Annotated in this window: 13 protein-coding genes; 12 read left to right on the forward strand and 1 reads right to left on the reverse strand. The window is 68.0% G+C overall.

What is annotated here, in order from left to right; all coding sequences use genetic code 11:
* The first annotated feature begins 36 nt into the window (after nt 1–36).
* Both DNK34_RS06270 and DNK34_RS06275 read left to right on the forward strand, forming a co-directional pair.
* The gene (locus DNK34_RS06270) at nt 37–1,188 is read left to right on the forward strand and encodes an ABC transporter ATP-binding protein (protein ID WP_131173442.1); all 1,152 of its coding nucleotides are present in this window, start codon (nt 37–39) and stop codon (nt 1,186–1,188) included.
* A 122-nt stretch (nt 1,189–1,310) separates the two neighbouring features.
* Nucleotides 1,311–2,534: a maltoporin gene (locus tag DNK34_RS06275; protein ID WP_131173441.1), complete on the forward strand. Its 1,224-nt coding sequence runs from the start codon at nt 1,311–1,313 to the stop codon at nt 2,532–2,534.
* 472 nt (nt 2,535–3,006) lie between these two features.
* On the opposite strand, the gene DNK34_RS06280 is transcribed toward DNK34_RS06275, so the two are convergent.
* Nucleotides 3,007–3,876 (reverse strand): MurR/RpiR family transcriptional regulator, encoded by an 870-nt coding sequence (locus DNK34_RS06280; RefSeq protein WP_131173440.1) that lies wholly within the window; start codon nt 3,874–3,876, stop codon nt 3,007–3,009.
* Between the two features lie 168 nt (nt 3,877–4,044).
* Between DNK34_RS06280 and zwf the strand changes: the two genes are divergently transcribed.
* From zwf to pdeM, 10 genes are all read left to right on the forward strand, one after another.
* Entirely contained in the window at nt 4,045–5,514 is a 1,470-nt protein-coding gene (zwf, locus tag DNK34_RS06285; protein WP_131173439.1) for a glucose-6-phosphate dehydrogenase, read from the forward strand.
* A complete protein-coding gene (gene pgl, locus DNK34_RS06290; protein ID WP_131173438.1) occupies nt 5,501–6,214 on the forward strand; it encodes a 6-phosphogluconolactonase in 714 nt (237 codons plus the stop codon). Before zwf ends, pgl begins: the two co-directional genes overlap by 14 nt.
* A gap of 20 nt (nt 6,215–6,234) precedes the next feature.
* Nucleotides 6,235–6,906, forward strand: a complete 672-nt coding sequence (locus DNK34_RS06295) for a bifunctional 4-hydroxy-2-oxoglutarate aldolase/2-dehydro-3-deoxy-phosphogluconate aldolase (protein ID WP_131173437.1) — start codon at nt 6,235–6,237, stop codon at nt 6,904–6,906.
* 68 nt (nt 6,907–6,974) lie between these two features.
* Entirely contained in the window at nt 6,975–8,600 is a 1,626-nt protein-coding gene (locus DNK34_RS06300) for an NADP-dependent glyceraldehyde-3-phosphate dehydrogenase (RefSeq protein ID WP_131173436.1), read from the forward strand.
* Nucleotides 8,601–8,642: 42 nt separating this feature from the next.
* Complete coding sequence (locus DNK34_RS06305) at nt 8,643–9,461, forward strand: shikimate 5-dehydrogenase (RefSeq protein WP_131173435.1); 819 nt, start codon at nt 8,643–8,645, stop codon at nt 9,459–9,461.
* Between the two features lie 384 nt (nt 9,462–9,845).
* Entirely contained in the window at nt 9,846–10,004 is a 159-nt protein-coding gene (locus DNK34_RS06310) for a DUF3309 family protein (protein ID WP_131173629.1), read from the forward strand.
* 127 nt (nt 10,005–10,131) lie between these two features.
* A complete protein-coding gene (locus DNK34_RS06315; RefSeq protein ID WP_131173434.1) occupies nt 10,132–11,187 on the forward strand; it encodes a ligase-associated DNA damage response exonuclease in 1,056 nt (351 codons plus the stop codon).
* Nucleotides 11,184–12,923: an ATP-dependent DNA ligase gene (locus DNK34_RS06320; RefSeq protein ID WP_131173433.1), complete on the forward strand. Its 1,740-nt coding sequence runs from the start codon at nt 11,184–11,186 to the stop codon at nt 12,921–12,923. The genes DNK34_RS06315 and DNK34_RS06320 overlap by 4 nt, the downstream gene beginning before the upstream one ends.
* Nucleotides 12,920–15,529, forward strand: coding sequence for a ligase-associated DNA damage response DEXH box helicase (locus tag DNK34_RS06325; RefSeq protein ID WP_131173432.1), 2,610 nt, complete (start codon nt 12,920–12,922; stop codon nt 15,527–15,529). The genes DNK34_RS06320 and DNK34_RS06325 overlap by 4 nt, the downstream gene beginning before the upstream one ends.
* On the forward strand, nt 15,526–16,194 hold the full coding sequence (gene pdeM, locus DNK34_RS06330) for a ligase-associated DNA damage response endonuclease PdeM (protein ID WP_131173431.1): 669 nt from the start codon (nt 15,526–15,528) through the stop codon (nt 16,192–16,194). The genes DNK34_RS06325 and pdeM overlap by 4 nt, the downstream gene beginning before the upstream one ends.

The following is a 16,194-nucleotide window of genomic DNA, read 5'->3' on the forward strand; positions in this document are numbered from 1 at the left end:
CGGCGCCCGCGATGCTCTGAGACAGTGGAGAAACACATGGCAACGCTCGAATTGCGCAACGTCAACAAATCCTACGGCAGCGGCCTGGCCGATACCTTGAAGGCTATCGACCTGAAGATCGACTCCGGTGAGTTCCTGATCCTGGTCGGCCCCTCCGGCTGCGGAAAATCCACCCTGATGAACTGCATCGCCGGGCTGGAAACCATCAGTGGCGGGGCGATCCTGGTGGACGGGGCCGATATCAGCGGCATGAGCCCCAAGGATCGCGATATCGCCATGGTGTTCCAGTCCTACGCGCTGTACCCGACCATGAGCGTGCGCGACAACATCGCCTTCGGCCTGAAGATGCGCAAGATGACGCCCGCGGCCATCGACGAGGAAGTGGCGCGGGTGGCCAAGCTGCTGCAGATCGAACACCTGCTGCGGCGCAAGCCGGGGCAACTGTCCGGTGGGCAGCAACAGCGCGTGGCCATGGGCCGGGCGCTGGCGCGGCGGCCGAAGATCTACCTGTTCGACGAGCCGCTGTCGAACCTCGACGCCAAGCTGCGGGTGGAGATGCGTACCGAGATCAAGCTGATGCACCAGCGCCTGCGCACCACCACGGTGTACGTCACCCACGACCAGATCGAGGCCATGACCCTGGGCGACAAGGTGGCGGTGATGAAGGACGGGGTGATCCAGCAGTTCGGCACGCCGAAGCAGATCTACAACGACCCGGCCAACCTGTTCGTGGCCAGCTTCATCGGCTCGCCGCCGATGAACTTCATTCCCCTGCGCCTGCAGCGGCGCGACGAGCGGATGCTGGCCGTGCTCGACAGCGGCCAGGGGCGTTGCGAGCTGGCGCTGGGCGTCATGCCCGCGGGCCTGGAAGAGCGCGACGTGATCCTCGGCATCCGCCCGGAGCAGATCCAGCTGACCCGGGACGAGGGGCCGTCGTCGATTCGCGCCGAGATCGACGTCACCGAGCCCACCGGGCCGGACACCCTGGTGTTCGTCACGCTCAACCAGACCAAGGTCTGCTGCCGCCTGGCGCCGGAAGCGGCGCCGCCGGTGGGGCAGAGCCTGGTGCTGCAGTTCGATCCCGCCCGGGTGCTGCTGTTCGACGCCGACAGCGGCGAGCGCCTGCTGCCGGAAAAGCCTGCCGTCGAGCCGGGCAACGGCAATGTCGCGATGTTCGAGCGGCGCTGATCGGGCAAGGGCCTGCCGGCATGACGGCGGGCCGCAGATCCAGTTCGTGGGCATGCCTGCCGTATCCGTGCCCGCGAGCCTGTGCAGTGAGCGGTAAAACAATAAAAACAAGAGGAGAGGGTATGAAAACAGCAACGAGCTTGAGCCTGGCCATGGCGCTGGGCTACCTGACGCTGCCGCTGATGGCCGCGGCCGTGGAGTTCAGCGGCTATGTGCGCAGCGGTGTCGGCAGTGCCGACGGCAATGGCAGGCAATCGTGCTTCCAGCTGCCGGGTGCGCAATCCAAATACCGCTTGGGCAACGAGTGCGAGCATTACGCCGAGCTGGACCTGCGCCAGGACCTGTTCACCCTGGACGATGGTTCCGTGGTGAGCGTGGAGGGCATGGCCCAGCTCTACAACGAGTACGGCCATTCGCTGAAATTCACTGGAGACCACGGCTTCGCGCGGATGAACCAGATGTACGCCGAGTGGAGCAACATGCCGGCGCTCAACGGCGGCTCGCTGTGGGCCGGGCGCCGTTTCTACAAGCGCAACGACATCCATATCTCCGACTTCTACTACTGGAACCAGAGCGCCACCGGTTTCGGCGTGGACGAAATGCAGATCGGCGACCTCAAGTACAGCTACGTGTTCTCGCGCAAGGACAACTACGAACAGGACCCCTACATCAACCGTCACGATTTCAACGTCGGCGGCTTCAAGACCAACCCGGGCGGCGAGCTGGAAGTCGGCGTCAGCTACATCGACAAGCCCGACAGCGATGGCGCCCACAGCGGCTGGGCGGTCACCGCGCAGCACAAGCAGGAAGCCTTCTTCGGTGGCGTCAACACCTTCGCCCTGCAGTACGGCCGTGGCCCGGGCACCGGCCTGGGTTACACCGGCGACCCGACCCTCGACGACAGCGCCAGGAGCTGGCGCCTGGTGGAATTCTTCGACTGGCAGATCACGCCCAGGCTGGGTGGCCAGGTCGAACTGGTCTACCAGAAGGACACCCGGCCCGATGGCGACGACCAGAACTGGCTGTCGGTGGGCGGGCGCACCAGCTATGCCTTCACCGACCAGTTCAAGCTGGTCGGCGAGCTGGGACGTGACCAGGTCGAAGCCCCGGACGGTACGCGCAAGCTGACCAAGTTCACCGTGGCGCCGACCTGGTCGCCGGCCGGACCGGACTTCTGGGCGCGTCCCGAGATCCGCCTGTACTACACCTACGCCAGCTGGAACAAGGCGGCGCAACGGGCCGCCAACCTGTTGGCCGAGGGCTCGGCGCTGTCCGATACCGGCGCCTTCGACAGCGCCCGCCACGGTTCCAACTTCGGTGTGCAGGTGGAATATTGGTGGAAGTGAAGGGGTCAGCGGCAAGCTTCAAGCTTCAAGCTTCAAGCTTCAAGCGGCAAGCCAGAGCGGGAAGCTTCGCAGGTCGTAGGGTGGGTGAGCGGCGTCATGGCGAGAGGGGGGGAGCAGCGGTAGTGGCGCGCCGCGTAACCCACCAGGCGGTATCCGCTGGTGCCCCGCTGGTGGGTTACGGCGCCGCGTGAACGTGTGCCGTTCTCAGGTTCGGCAACAGGCGCCTGACCCACCCTGCAAATGCGCACAGAATTGCCCGATTCGTGCAGGAGCTGCGACCCCGCGGCGAATAGCGGCCACGCCATGGATTTTGCGGGGTGGCCGCCATCGCATCGCGTCGGGGTCGACGCTCCTACTGGTGAGCCCTGACCCCGAAAGGACTCTTGCAGGCCAAGGATCGAGACGGTATCTACGATCTGCTTGTGGCTTGTGGCTTGTGGCTTGTGGCTTGAAGCTTGCAGCTTGCAGCTGTTCAGCCCGGCTCCTCATCAGCCGGGTAACGGCTGGCGTTGAGGCTTTCCTTGATCTTGCGCAGGTGCGGCTGGAAGTCCACGCCTCGGCGCAGGGTCATGCCGGTGGCGAGCACGTCGAGCACGGTGAGCTGGATGATCCGTGAGGTCATCGGCATGTAGATGTCGGTGTCCTCGGGCAGCGGGATGTCCAGGCTCAGGGTGCTGGTCTGCGCCAGGGGCGAGCCGGCGGCGGTCAGGCCGAGCACCGAGGCGCCGTTTTCCCGGGCCAGGCGGGCCACCTCGACCAGTTCGCGGGTGCGTCCGGTGTAGGAAATGATCACGAACAGGTCGCCGGTGTGGGCCACCGAGGCCAGCATGCGCTGCATCAGCACGTCGGCGTGGGCCGACACCGCGAGGTTGAAGCGGAAGAACTTGTGCTGGGCATCCAGCGCCACCGGGGCCGAGGCGCCGAGGCCGAAGAAGTGGATCTGGCGGGCCTGGATCAGCAGATCGACCGCGCGGCTGATCAAATGCGGATCGAGACTCTGGCAGGCGCTGTCCAATGAAGCGATGGCGCTGCCGAAGATCTTGCGGGTGTAGGCCTCGGGGCCGTCATCGGCTTCCACCGCGCGGCTGACGTAGGCGGCGCCACTGGCCAGGCTCTGCGCCAGCTGCATTTTCAGCTCGGGATAGCCGTTGACGCCGAACGAGCGGCAGAAGCGGTTGACCGTCGGCTCGCTGACCTGGGCCGACTGCGCCAGGGCGGCGATGCTCAGGCGGGTGGCCTGCTGCGGATTGTGCAGAATCACTTCGGCGACCTTGCGCTCGGCCTTGTTCAGGCTGTCGAGGCGGCCCTGGATCTGCTCGAGAAGATTGCGCACGCGATCCATTGTTGTCCTTGGGAGGTGAAAACACCGGGTTATCCTACTGATGGCGCGCCGTGGCGACCATCGGAAATAGGGAGCTTAGAAGAATGTTGTTTTTATTACTACATTTCGACTTGATGAATCCGGCCCGAGCGGGTATCAATAGGCCAACTTGATAGAAGAATAAAGATCATGTCCTCGATCATGCTTGAACCCTGTACCTTCGCGCTGTTCGGTGCGCTGGGCGATCTGGCGTTGCGCAAGCTGTATCCGGCGCTCTACCAGCTCGACCGCGCCGGGCTGCTGCACGACGACACCCGGATTCTCGCCCTGGCCCGCGATGGCGGCGATCCGGCCAACCACCTGGGCGCCATCGACAGCCACCTGCGCCGCCACGTGCCGGCCCACGAACTGGACGAGGCAGTGCTGCAGCGCCTGCAGGCGCGCATGCGCTACCTGAGCATGGAATTCCTGCCGCCCGATGGCTATGCGCAGCTGGCCGAGGCGGTCGGCGGCGGGCGCCAGCTGATCGCCTATTTCGCCACCCCAGCCTCGGTCTACGGCGCCATCTGCGCCAACCTCGCCGCCGTCGGTCTGGCCGAAGGCACCCGGGTGGTGCTGGAAAAACCCATCGGCCACGACCTGGAGTCGTCCCGGGCGGTCAACGATGCCGTGGCGGAGTTCTTCCCCGAGAGCCTGGTGTATCGGATCGATCACTACCTGGGCAAGGAAACGGTGCAGAACCTGATCGCCCTGCGCTTCGCCAACAGCCTGTTCGAGACCCAGTGGAACCAGAACCACATCACCCACGTCGAGATCACCGTGGCGGAGAAGGTCGGCATCGAAGGCCGCTGGGGCTACTTCGACAAGGCCGGGCAACTGCGCGACATGATCCAGAACCACCTGCTGCAACTGCTCTGCCTGATCGCCATGGACCCGCCCAGCGACCTGTCGGCCGACAGCATCCGCGACGAGAAGGTCAAGGTGCTCAAGGCCCTGGAACCGATGACCGCCGAGCAGCTCGGCCGCCATGTGGTACGCGGCCAGTACGTGGCCGGCACCAGCGACGGCAAGCCGGTGCCCGGTTACCTGGAAGAAGAGAATTCCAACGCCCGGAGCGACACCGAAACCTTCGTCGCCCTGCGGGCCGACATCCGCAACTGGCGCTGGGCCGGCGTGCCGTTCTATCTGCGTACCGGCAAGCGCATGGCGCAGAAGCTGTCGCAGATCGTCATCCACTTCAAGGAGCCGCCGCACTACATCTTCGCTCCCGAGCAGCGCCAGTTGATCGGCAACAAGCTGATCATCCGCCTGCAACCGGACGAGAGCATTTCCCTGCAGGTGATGACCAAGGATCAGGGCCTGGACAAGGGCATGCAGCTGCGCAGCGGCCCGTTGCAGCTGAATTTCTCGGCGACCTACCGCAGCGCGCGCATCCCCGATGCCTACGAGCGCCTGCTGCTGGAGGTGATGCGTGGCAACCAGAACCTGTTCGTGCGCAAGGATGAAATCGAACACGCCTGGCAGTGGTGCGATCAGATGATCGCCGGCTGGAAGAAACTCGGCGACCCACCCAAGCCGTATGTCGCCGGCACCTGGGGGCCGATGAGCTCCATTGCACTGATAACCCGCGACGGGAGGGCCTGGTATGGCGATCTCTGAACTCGACTTTCCCCTGGGCGTAGTTGCTCGCAGCCACAGCGATGCGCAGCAGCTGGCCACGGCGCTGGCCGAGGCCGTGGCCGCGGCACTGCGCGCAGCCATCGATAGCCACGGCACGGCCACCCTGGTGGTCTCCGGCGGGCGCAGCCCGATCGCCTTCTTCGAGTGCCTGGCCGAACAGCCCCTGCCTTGGGCCAGGGTGCTGGTCAGCCTGGCCGACGAGCGCTGGGTGCCGGTCGGCCATGCCGACAGCAACGAGGGGCTGGTGCGCCGGCATCTGCTGCGCGGCCCGGCCGCCGACGCGCGGCTGCTCGGCCTGTACCAGCGTGCCGATAGCCTGCAGGCGGCGGCGCAACTGGCCGACCAGGCGCTCGCTGAGTTGCCGCCGATCGACGTGCTGGTACTGGGCATGGGCGACGACGGGCATACCGCCTCGCTGTTCCCCGACAGCCCCGGCCTGAGCGAAGCCCTGCGTGGCGACTGCCCGCGACGCTGCCTGCCGATGCTTGCGCCCAGCGTGCCGCACCAGCGCCTGACCCTGACCCGGCCGCTGCTGGCGGCGGCGCGCCTGCCACTGCTGGCGATCCAGGGCCCGGGCAAACTGGATACCCTGCAACAGGCCCTGCAACTCAATGATCCGGAGCGCATGCCGATCCAGGCGTTTCTGCGCGCTCCGTTGGAAATCCACTGGTGTCCATAGGCCAACAAGGAGCCCACGCCATGACTCACGCAGACAGCCGTCCGCACCCCTCCATGGCCGACAAGAGCGCCAGCATCGATGCGTTCTGCGCGCGCGCGCGGATCATGCCGGTGATCACCATCGCCCGCGAGCAGGATATCCTGCCGCTGGCCGATGCCCTGGCCGCTGGCGGCCTGACCGTGCTGGAGATAACCCTGCGCTCGGCCCATGGCCTGAGCGCCATCCGCCGTCTGCGCGAAGAGCGCCCGAACCTGTGCGTGGGGGCCGGTACCGTGCTCGACCTGGCGATGCTGGACGCCGTGCAGCAGGCCGGCGCGCAGTTCATCGTGACCCCGGGCTCGACCCGTGAACTGCTCGAGGCGGCGCTCGCCAGCCCGGTGCCCCTGCTGCCGGGTATCAGCACCGCCTCCGACCTGATGCTCGGTTATGCCATGGGCTATCGCCGCTTCAAGCTGTTCCCGGCCGAAGTCTGTGGCGGCACCGCGGCGCTCAAGGCCTTCGCCGGGCCCTTCGGCGACGTGCGCTTCTGCCCCACGGGGGGCGTCAATCCGGGCAACCTGCAGCGTTACATGGAGCAGCCCAACGTCATGTGCGTGGGCGGCACCTGGATGCTCGACAGCCAGTGGATCAACAACGGCGACTGGGCCAGCGTCCAGCACAGCAGTGCCGCGGCGCTTGCCCTGCTGGACTGAGCGCGGCCGCCTCGCCAGCCTGTCGCGCCACCGTTCGGTGGCGCCTCCCACCCGTCAAGGAAACCACCATGTCCACTCCGTTCGACCTCGCCGAGCTGTTTCCCCGTCTCGATGCCATCCCCGAGGCTTACCGCCCGGATGCGCCCGTGGAGCAGCGCGAGTACCTGGTGAACGGCGAGCTGCGCAGCTGGCCGGGGCCGCTGGCGGCGGTACGCAGCCCGGTCTTCCTGGCCACCGACGCGGGCGACGAGCAGGTGCTGCTCGGCAGCACGCCGCTGCTCGATGCCGATGCGGCCCTGGCCGCGCTGGATGCCGCGGTGGCGGCCTATGACCATGGCCAGGGGCTGTGGCCCAACCTGCGGGTGGCCGAGCGCATCCAGCACGTCGAACGCTTCCTGGCGCGCATGCGCGAGCAGCGCGGCGCGGTGGTCAAGCTGCTGATGTGGGAGATCGGCAAGAACCTCAAGGACTCGGAAAAGGAGTTCGACCGCACCTGCGACTACATCGTCGACACCATCGAGGCGCTCAAGGCGCTGGATCGCCGCTCCAGCCGTTTCGAACTGGAGCAGGGCACCCTCGGCCAGATCCGCCGCGTGCCACTGGGCGTGGCGCTGTGCATGGGCCCTTACAACTACCCGTTGAACGAAACCTTCACCACGCTGATTCCGGCACTGATCATGGGCAACACCGTGGTGTTCAAGCCGGCCAAGTTCGGCGTGCTGCTGATGCGGCCCCTGCTGGAGGCGTTCCGCGACAGCTTCCCGGCGGGGGTGATCAACATCATCTACGGCCGTGGCCGCGACACGGTGAGTGCGCTGATGGCCAGCGGCAAGGTCGATGTGTTCGCCTTCATCGGCACCCACAAGGGCGCCAGCGACCTGAAGAAGCTGCACCCCAAGCCGCACCGTCTGCGCGCGGCCCTGGGCCTGGATGCGAAGAACCCCGGCATCGTGCTGCCCGAGGTGGATCTGGACAACGCGGTGAACGAGGCCCTGACCGGGGCGCTGTCGTTCAACGGCCAGCGCTGCACGGCGCTGAAGATCCTCTTCGTCCACGAGCAGGTGCTGCAGCCGTTCCTCGACAAGTTCAGCGCCGCCCTGGCCAGGCTCAAACCCGGCATGCCCTGGGAACCCGGCGTGGCGCTGACGCCGCTGCCGGAGCCGGGCAAGGTGGCCTATCTGCAGGCGGTGCTGGCCGATGCCGTGGCCAGGGGCGCGCGGGTGATCAACCCGGGCGGGGGCGAGCACCGCGAGAGTTTCTTCTACCCGGCGCTGCTGTGCCCGGTGGATCCGCAGATGCGCCTGTACCGGGAAGAGCAGTTCGGCCCGCTGGTGCCGGTGGTGCCCTATGCCGATCTGGACGAGGTCATCGACTATGTGCTGCAGTCCGACTTCGGCCAGCAACTGAGCCTGTTCGGCAACGATCCGCAGCAGATCGGCCGGCTGGTCGATGCCTTCGCCAACCAGGTCGGGCGCATCAACATCAACGCCCAGTGCCAGCGCGGGCCGGATACCTTCCCGTTCAACGGCCGCAAGGATTCCGCCGAAGGCACGCTGTCGGTACATGACGCCCTGCGCGTGTTCTCCATCCGCACCCTGGTGGCCACCCGTTACCAGGACGACAACAAGGCCCTGATCAGCGAGATCATCCGCCAGCGCGCGTCCGGTTTCCTGACCACCGATTACATCTTCTGACCCGGTGCGGCGCACCGGGCGGTGTGCCGCAGGAGACCCGAGATGGCCCTTGAGATCAGCAAGGATACCCGCCTGTGCATGTCGCTGTCGGGGCGTCCCGGCAACTTCGGCACGCGTTTCCACAACTACCTGTACCAGGCCCTGGAACTGGACTACCTGTACAAGGCCTTCACGACCACCGATCTGCCCGCCGCCATCGGCGGCATACGGGCGCTGGGCACTCGTGGCTGCGCGGTGTCGATGCCGTTCAAGGAGGCCTGCATCGAATACCTGGATGGCCTGCACGCCTCGGCGGCCACGCTGCAGTCGGTCAACACCATCGTCGCGGATGACGGACACCTGACCGGCTACAACACCGACTACAGCGCGGTGGTGCATCTGCTCGAACAGCACGGCGTGCCCAACGACATCCGCTACGCCCTGCGCGGTAGCGGCGGCATGGCCAAGGCGGTGGCCTGCGCGCTGCGTGACAGCGGTTTTCGCCAGGGCTGCATCGTCGCCCGTAACGAGCGGGCGGGCAGGGCGCTGGCCGAGCAGTGCGGGGTGACCTGGCGCCCGTCTCTGGATGAACTGCGTCCCGAGCTGCTGGTCAATGTCACGCCGCTGGGCATGAACGGGCCGCAGGCCGACGAACTGGCCTTCGACGAGCAGGCGGTGGCCGCGGCGCAGTGGGTCTTCGACGTGGTCGCGGTGCCGGTGCAGACGCCGCTGATCCGCCTGGCCCGGCAGTTGGGCAAACCGGTGATCACCGGCGGTGAGGTGATCGTGCTGCAGGCGGTCGAGCAGTTCGTGCTGTACACCGGTATCCGCCCCGAGGCCGAGTTGATAGCGCGCGCCGCACACTTTGCCCTGGCCGAATAGCGCGTCTGTGGGGCGATACGTGTAGGCGCGTCGACCTCGGCGCGAACGATGGTGGCCGTACCGCGAGTTTTGCGTGGGTCAGATGACGATTCGCCGCGGGGGCGCGGCTCCTACAGGGGTGTCATAAGAATCAGAGCTGCCCCAGCCCGCCAGTCTGTCGTTCACCTTCTCGGCCTGACTCGGCACCGCCGATTTAAAGTTTGCACTTTCCGTTTCCTTGCTCAGTCGTAAAAGAGGTAGGGCATGGCGCTGCGACGAACGCTCTGCCAGACGCTGGCTTCGCCGCAGCGCCATGCCCTGCATCCGAACGGATGCCTGCACAGGCTTCTGATGCCTGGCGCGCCACTTCGAGTGGCTCGCCGACAGATACGCAAGGAGATAGCCATGGGCTTGGGAACCATACTGCTGATCATTCTGATCCTCATGCTGATTGGTGCCATCCCGGCATGGCCGCACAGCCGCAGCTGGGGCTACGGGCCCACTGGTGGGCTTGGACTGGTGCTGGTCATCGTGCTGGTGCTGTTGCTACTCGGCTACCTATGAGCCAGCGCCTACGTCTTTGATGTAGGTCGTCACCGTCGGCGGCGCTCGCCGCTGACGGCTGAGCTGGCCAAGGCCAGTTTCCGATTGTCCTTTCTCTCCCCTGTTTTCATTTCCGGAGGTCGCCTGCTTGGATCTGGTGATTGCACGGCCTGAAGGTCTGTACTGTCCTCCCGGAGATTTCTATATCGACCCCTGGCGCCCGGTAGAGCGGGCCGTCATCACCCATGGGCACGGCGATCATGCCCGTGGCGGCAACCGGCGCTACCTGGCTGCCGCGCCCGGCGAGGGTATTCTGCGGGCGCGGCTGGGCCGCGACATCGACCTGCAGACCCTGGCCTACGGCGAACGCCTCGACCACCACGGCGTCACCCTGAGTTTCCACCCCGCCGGCCATGTGCTGGGCTCGGCCCAGATACGCCTGGAGTACCGTGGCGAGGTGTGGGTCGCCTCCGGTGACTACAAGGTCGAGGCGGACGGCACCTGCGCCGCATTCGAGCCGGTGCGTTGCCATACCTTCATCAGCGAATCGACCTTCGGCCTGCCCATCTATCGCTGGCGACCCCAGGCGCAGATCTTCGCCGGTATCGACGACTGGTGGCGGCAGAACCAGGCCGCCGGCCGCGCCAGCGTGCTGTTCTGCTACGCCTTCGGCAAGGCCCAGCGCATCCTGCATGGCATCGATGCGGGCATCGGGCCGATTCTCGGTCACGGTTCGATGGAGCCGCTCAACCAGGTCTACCGCGACGCCGGCGTGCAACTGCCGCAGACCCTCTACGTCGGCGATGTACAGAAGAACGACCCGTTGTTGCGTCAGGCCCTGATCCTGGCGCCGCCCTCGGCTGGCGGCAGCACCTGGATGCGCCGCTTCGGCGACTACAGCGATGCCTTCGCCAGCGGCTGGATGCTGCTGCGCGGCACACGCCGCCGACGCGGGGTCGACCGGGGCTTCGTGCTCTCCGACCATGCCGACTGGCCGGGCCTGCTGTGGGCCATCGGCCAGACCGGCGCCGAACGGGTGATGGTCACCCATGGCTCGGTGAACGTGCTGGTGCGCTACCTGTGCGAGCAGGGCCTGGATGCCCAGGCCTTCGCCACCGAATACGGCGAGGAGGACGACACGGCGCCGGCCATGGCGGAGCCGGGCGGCGAGGGCGGGCCGCCAGCGCCGGAGCCAGCGCGATGATCGCCTTCGCCGAACTCTATGGGCGCCTCGACGCCACTACCTCGAGCAATGCCAAGCTGGCCGCCCTGCAGGACTACCTGCGCAGCGCGCCGGCCGCCGACGCCGCCTGGGCGGTGTATTTCCTCGCCGGCGGCCGGCCCCGGCAACTGGTGCCGGCGCGACAACTGCGCGAACTGGCGATACGGCTGGCGGATCTGCCGCCCTGGCTGTTCGAAGAGAGCTACGCCGCGGTCGGCGATCTGGCCGAAACCATCGCCCTGGTCCTGCCCGACTCCAGCCAGACCAGCACTGACGGGCTGGCCGTGTGGGTCGAGGACAAGCTGCTGCCCCTGCGCGGCCTGCCGCCCGAGGAGCTGGCCAGGCGCCTGGCCGCGCTATGGACGCAGCTGGATCGCCAGGCGCTGATGGTCTGCGTCAAGCTGATCACCGGGGCTTTCCGGGTTGGTGTCTCCAAGTTGCTGGTCACCCGCGCTCTGGCCAGCGTCGCCGCCATCGACGCCAAGCGCGTCGCGCAGCGTCTGGTCGGTTATACCGACCTGTCCCACCGGCCGAGCGCCGACGCCTATCGGCGGCTGATCGCCGTGGAGTCGGCCGACGAGCATGCCCAGCGCGGCGGCCAGCCCTATCCGTTCTTTCTCGCTCATTCCCTGCAGCGGCCGCCGCAGGAATTCGAGGCCAGCCTGGGGCCGCCACGCGACTGGCTGGTGGAGTGGAAGTGGGATGGCATCCGCGCGCAACTGGTCAAGCGCGAGGGCCGCTTGTGGCTCTGGTCACGCGGCGAAGAGCTGATCAGCGAGCGCTTCCCCGAACTCGAGGCGCTGACCGCGTGCCTGGCGGACGGCACGGTGATCGACGGCGAGCTGGTGGTCTGGCGGCATGCGCCCGAGGCCACCGCGCAGCAGCGCGAGCTGATGGCGCATGCCGCCGCCGAGCCGGCCGAGCGGATCAACGCCGAGGTCGAGGCCCAGGTCGAACGCTACGGCATTCAGCCCTTCGCCCTGCTGCAGCAGCGCATCGGGCGCAAGACCCTGAGCCGCAAGCTGCTGGAAGAGGTGCCGGTGGCGCTGCTCGGCTACGACCTGCTGGAGTGGCAGGGCGCGGACTGGCGCAGTCGGCCCCAGCATGAGCGGCGCGCGCAACTGGAGCGGGTCATCGCCGCCTGCGCCAGCCCGCGGCTGATGCCCTCGCCGCTGTTGTCGGGCGACAGCTGGCAGGCCCTGGCCGACCTGCGCGAGGCGTCCCGCGCCCTGGGTGTCGAAGGCATGATGCTCAAGGCCTGCGACGGGCAGTACGGGGTCGGCCGCAGCAAGGATGTCGGCGTGTGGTGGAAGTGGAAGATCGACCCGCTCAGCGTGGATGCCGTGCTGATCTACGCCCAGCGTGGCCATGGCCGGCGCGCCAGCCTGTACAGCGACTACACCTTCGCCGTGTGGGATGGGCCGCCCGGGGCTGCCGGGCGCAGCCTGGTGCCCTTTGCCAAGGCCTATTCGGGGCTGACCGACGAGGAGATGCGCAAGGTCGACGCCATCGTGCGCAAGACCACGGTGGAGAAGTTCGGCCCGGTGCGCAGCGTGACGCCGAGCCTGGTGTTCGAACTGGGCTTCGAGGGCATCGCCCTGTCGCGCCGGCACAAGAGCGGCATCGCCGTGCGCTTCCCGCGCATGCTGCGCTGGCGCCAGGACAAGCCGGTGGAGGAGGCCGATACCCTGGCGACGCTGCAGGAGCTGTTGCCATGAGCCTGGCCAGCGACTGGCTGCGGGGCAACGGCTGGAAGCCCTTCGCCTTCCAGAAAAGCGTGTGGCGCGCGGTCGCCGAGGGGCAGAGCGGCCTGCTGCATGCCTCCACCGGGGCCGGCAAGACCTACGCCGTATGGCTGGCGGCGTTGAACCGCTTCGCCACGCCGGGAACGGCCGGCCGCGCTGGCGACAAGCCGCGTCGACGCCCGGCGGCCGCGGCGCTGACGGTGCTCTGGGTGACGCCGATGCGCGCCCTGGCAGCCGACACCGAGCGTGCCCTGCAGGTGCCGCTGAGCGCCCTGGAGATACCCTGGAGCCTGGGGTCGCGCACGGGCGACACCGGCAGTGCCGAACGCCAGCGCCAGGCCCGACGCTTGCCCAGCGTGCTGATCACCACGCCGGAGAGCCTGACCCTGCTGCTGACGCGCAGCGACGCCCACAGCCAGTTCGCCGCTCTCGGCATGCTGGTGGTCGACGAGTGGCACGAGTTGCTCGGCAACAAAAGGGGCGTGCAACTGCAACTGGCCCTGGCGCGCTTGCGCCAGTGGAATCCGCAACTGATCGTCTGGGGGCTGTCGGCGACCCTGGGCAATCAGGCCCATGCGCTGGAGGTGTTGGTGCCGGCTGGCGGCGGCCGCCTGGTACAGGGGCAGGCCGGTCCGCCACCGCTCATCGACAGCCTGTTGCCGGCGGGACTGGAACGCTTTCCCTGGGCCGGGCACCTGGGCCTGCGCCTGCTGCCCCAGGTGGTCGATGAACTGCAGGCCAGCGCAGTCAGCCTGGTATTCACCAACACCCGCTCCCAGGCCGAGCTCTGGTACCAGGCGCTGCTCGCTGCGCGGCCGGACTGGGCCGGGCTGATCGCCCTGCACCACGGCTCGTTGTCGCGGGAGGTGCGCGACTGGGTCGAGCTCGGCCTGAAACAGGGGCGCCTGAAAGCCGTGGTGTGCACCTCCAGCCTGGATCTGGGGGTCGACTTCCTGCCGGTCGAGCGGGTGCTGCAGATCGGTTCGGCCAAGGGCGTGGCGCGCCTGCTGCAGCGGGCCGGGCGTTCCGGTCATGCGCCGGGGCGCACCTCGCGCATCACCCTGGTGCCGACCCATGCGCTCGAGGTGATCGAAGCGGTGGCCGCCCGGGACGCGGTGGCCGAAGGGCGCATCGAGTCGCGCGAGTCGCCGCGCAATCCACTCGACGTGCTGGTGCAGCACCTGGTGAGCATGGCCCTGGGCGGCGGTTTCCGGCCGCACGAGCTGTTGCCCGAGGTGCGCAGCGCCTGGGCCTACCGGACGCTGGACGAGGCGCAGTGGGCCTGGGCCCTGGCCTTCGTCCGCCAGGGCGGGCACTCGCTGAGCGCCTATCCCGACTACCGCCGTGTCGAACCCGACGAGCAGGGTGTCTGGCGCGTGCCCAGCGCGCGGCTGGCACGGCGCCATCGCATGGGCGTGGGCACCATCGTCAGCGATGCCAGTGTCAGCGTGAAGTGGTGGAGCAAGGGCGGTGGCGGCGGCTCGCTCGGCAGTGTCGAGGAGGGCTTCATTGCCCGCCTGCGGCCGGGCGACGCGTTCATGTTCGCCGGTCGCCAGCTGGAGCTGGTGCGGGTCGAGAACATGACCGCCTACGTGCGCCGCAGCAGCGCGCGCAAGGCCGCCGTGCCACGCTGGAATGGCGGGCGCATGCCGCTGTCCGGGGAACTGGCTGAGGCCGTGGTCAGGCGTTTCGGCGCGGCCGCCGAGGGTGAATTCAGCGGCCCGGAGATGCGCCTGCTGCAGCCCTTGTTGCAGGTGCAGCGCGACTGGTCCGGCTTGCCCACGCCCGACACCCTGCTGGCCGAAACCCTGCACTCGCGCGAGGGCTGGCACCTGTTTCTCTATCCCTTCGCCGGCCGCAACGTGCACCTGGGCCTGGCCAGCCTGCTGGCCTGGCGCCTCGGCCAGCTGCAGCCGCTGACCTTTTCCATCGCCGTCAACGACTATGGCCTCGAACTGCTGTGCGCCACCGAGGTGGACTGGGCGCGCTGGCTGGATGCCGACCTGCTGCGCAGCGACGATCTGCTGCACGACGTGCTCGCCAGCCTGAATGCCGGGGAGCTGGCGCAGCGGCGCTTCCGCGAGATCGCCCGCATCGCCGGCCTGGTGTTCGCCGGCTATCCGGGGGCGGGCAAGAGCCTGCGCCAGATCCAGGCGTCCAGCGGCTTGTTCTTCGAGGTGTTCAAGCAATACGACCCCGACAACCTGCTGCTCGCCCAGGCCCACGCCGAAGTCTTGAGCCAGGAGCTGGACGTGCGCTCGCTGCAGCGCACCCTGGGCCGCCTGCGTGGGCTGCGCCTGCAACTGCATGCCTTGCGTCGCGCCACGCCGCTGGCGTTTCCGTTGCTGGTCGAGCGCTTTCGCGAGAGCCTCAGCTCGGAGAAACTTGCCGAGCGGATCGCCCGCATGCTCGGCGAGCTGGAGCGGGCCGCCGGCCCCGGCGCCTACAGCGCCGCGCCGCCCCTGATCGAGGCGGCGCCGACACCGCTGCGGCGCGAACGCAAGCGCAAGGACGGGCGCCCGCGAACAACCAGAAAGGCGCAGGACGACGCGGCCTTGCCACAACCGGGTGACCCGTGAGCGGCAGGCCTGAACTGCAGGTCGAGATCGCCGGCGAGCGCCTCCTGCTGCTGGCGGACAAGGCCCTGTACTGGCCCGCGGCCGAGGCCTTGCTGATCGCCGACCTGCATATCGGCAAGGCCGCCACCTACCGTGCGCTCGGCCAGCCCGTCCCCCATGGCACCACGGCGGGCAACCTGCAGCGCCTGGATGCCCTGCTGGCCCGCTATCCCTGCCGGCGGCTGATTCTGCTCGGCGACTTCCTGCATGCGCGCCAGGCCCAGGGCGCCGCGACCCTGGCGGCGCTGCGGCGCTGGCGGGAGCGGCATGCCGGGCTGGACATCGTGCTGGTGCGCGGCAACCACGACCGCCGTGCCGGCGATCCTGCCGCGGCGCTGGCCATCGAAACCCTGGCCGAACCCTGCTTGCTCGGCCCCTTCGCCCTGCAGCACGAGCCCACGCCCCATCCCTCCCACCATGTACTGGCCGGCCACCTGCACCCGGTGTTCCGGCTGCGCGGGCGCGGCCGCCAGCAGCTGCGCCTGCCGTGTTTCTGTCTCGACGAGGGGGTGACGCTGCTGCCGGCCTTCGGCGCCTTCACCGGTGGCATGGCGATCCACGCCGCTCCCGGGCGCAGGCTCTATGGCGTCCTCGATGGCGGTGTGTGGCCGTTGACCAGCGAGTGA

This window comes from Phytopseudomonas dryadis (assembly GCF_004327355.1).
In the GTDB taxonomy this organism is placed as follows: domain Bacteria; phylum Pseudomonadota; class Gammaproteobacteria; order Pseudomonadales; family Pseudomonadaceae; genus Aquipseudomonas; species Aquipseudomonas dryadis.

What these genes read in the sequence shown, in the direction of transcription:
- DNK34_RS06305 (WP_131173435.1), top strand. Translation starts at nt 8,643, where the DNA reads ATGGCCCTTGAGATCAGCAAGGATACCCGCCTGTGCATGTCGCTGTCG.
- DNK34_RS06300 (WP_131173436.1), top strand. Translation starts at nt 6,975, where the DNA reads ATGTCCACTCCGTTCGACCTCGCCGAGCTGTTTCCCCGTCTCGATGCC.
- DNK34_RS06275 (WP_131173441.1), top strand. Translation starts at nt 1,311, where the DNA reads ATGAAAACAGCAACGAGCTTGAGCCTGGCCATGGCGCTGGGCTACCTG.
- pgl (WP_131173438.1), top strand. Translation starts at nt 5,501, where the DNA reads ATGGCGATCTCTGAACTCGACTTTCCCCTGGGCGTAGTTGCTCGCAGC.
- DNK34_RS06295 (WP_131173437.1), top strand. Translation starts at nt 6,235, where the DNA reads ATGACTCACGCAGACAGCCGTCCGCACCCCTCCATGGCCGACAAGAGC.
- DNK34_RS06325 (WP_131173432.1), top strand. Translation starts at nt 12,920, where the DNA reads ATGAGCCTGGCCAGCGACTGGCTGCGGGGCAACGGCTGGAAGCCCTTC.
- DNK34_RS06310 (WP_131173629.1), top strand. Translation starts at nt 9,846, where the DNA reads ATGGGCTTGGGAACCATACTGCTGATCATTCTGATCCTCATGCTGATT.
- zwf (WP_131173439.1), top strand. Translation starts at nt 4,045, where the DNA reads ATGTCCTCGATCATGCTTGAACCCTGTACCTTCGCGCTGTTCGGTGCG.
- DNK34_RS06270 (WP_131173442.1), top strand. Translation starts at nt 37, where the DNA reads ATGGCAACGCTCGAATTGCGCAACGTCAACAAATCCTACGGCAGCGGC.
- DNK34_RS06320 (WP_131173433.1), top strand. Translation starts at nt 11,184, where the DNA reads ATGATCGCCTTCGCCGAACTCTATGGGCGCCTCGACGCCACTACCTCG.
- DNK34_RS06280 (WP_131173440.1), bottom strand. Translation starts at nt 3,876, where the DNA reads ATGGATCGCGTGCGCAATCTTCTCGAGCAGATCCAGGGCCGCCTCGAC.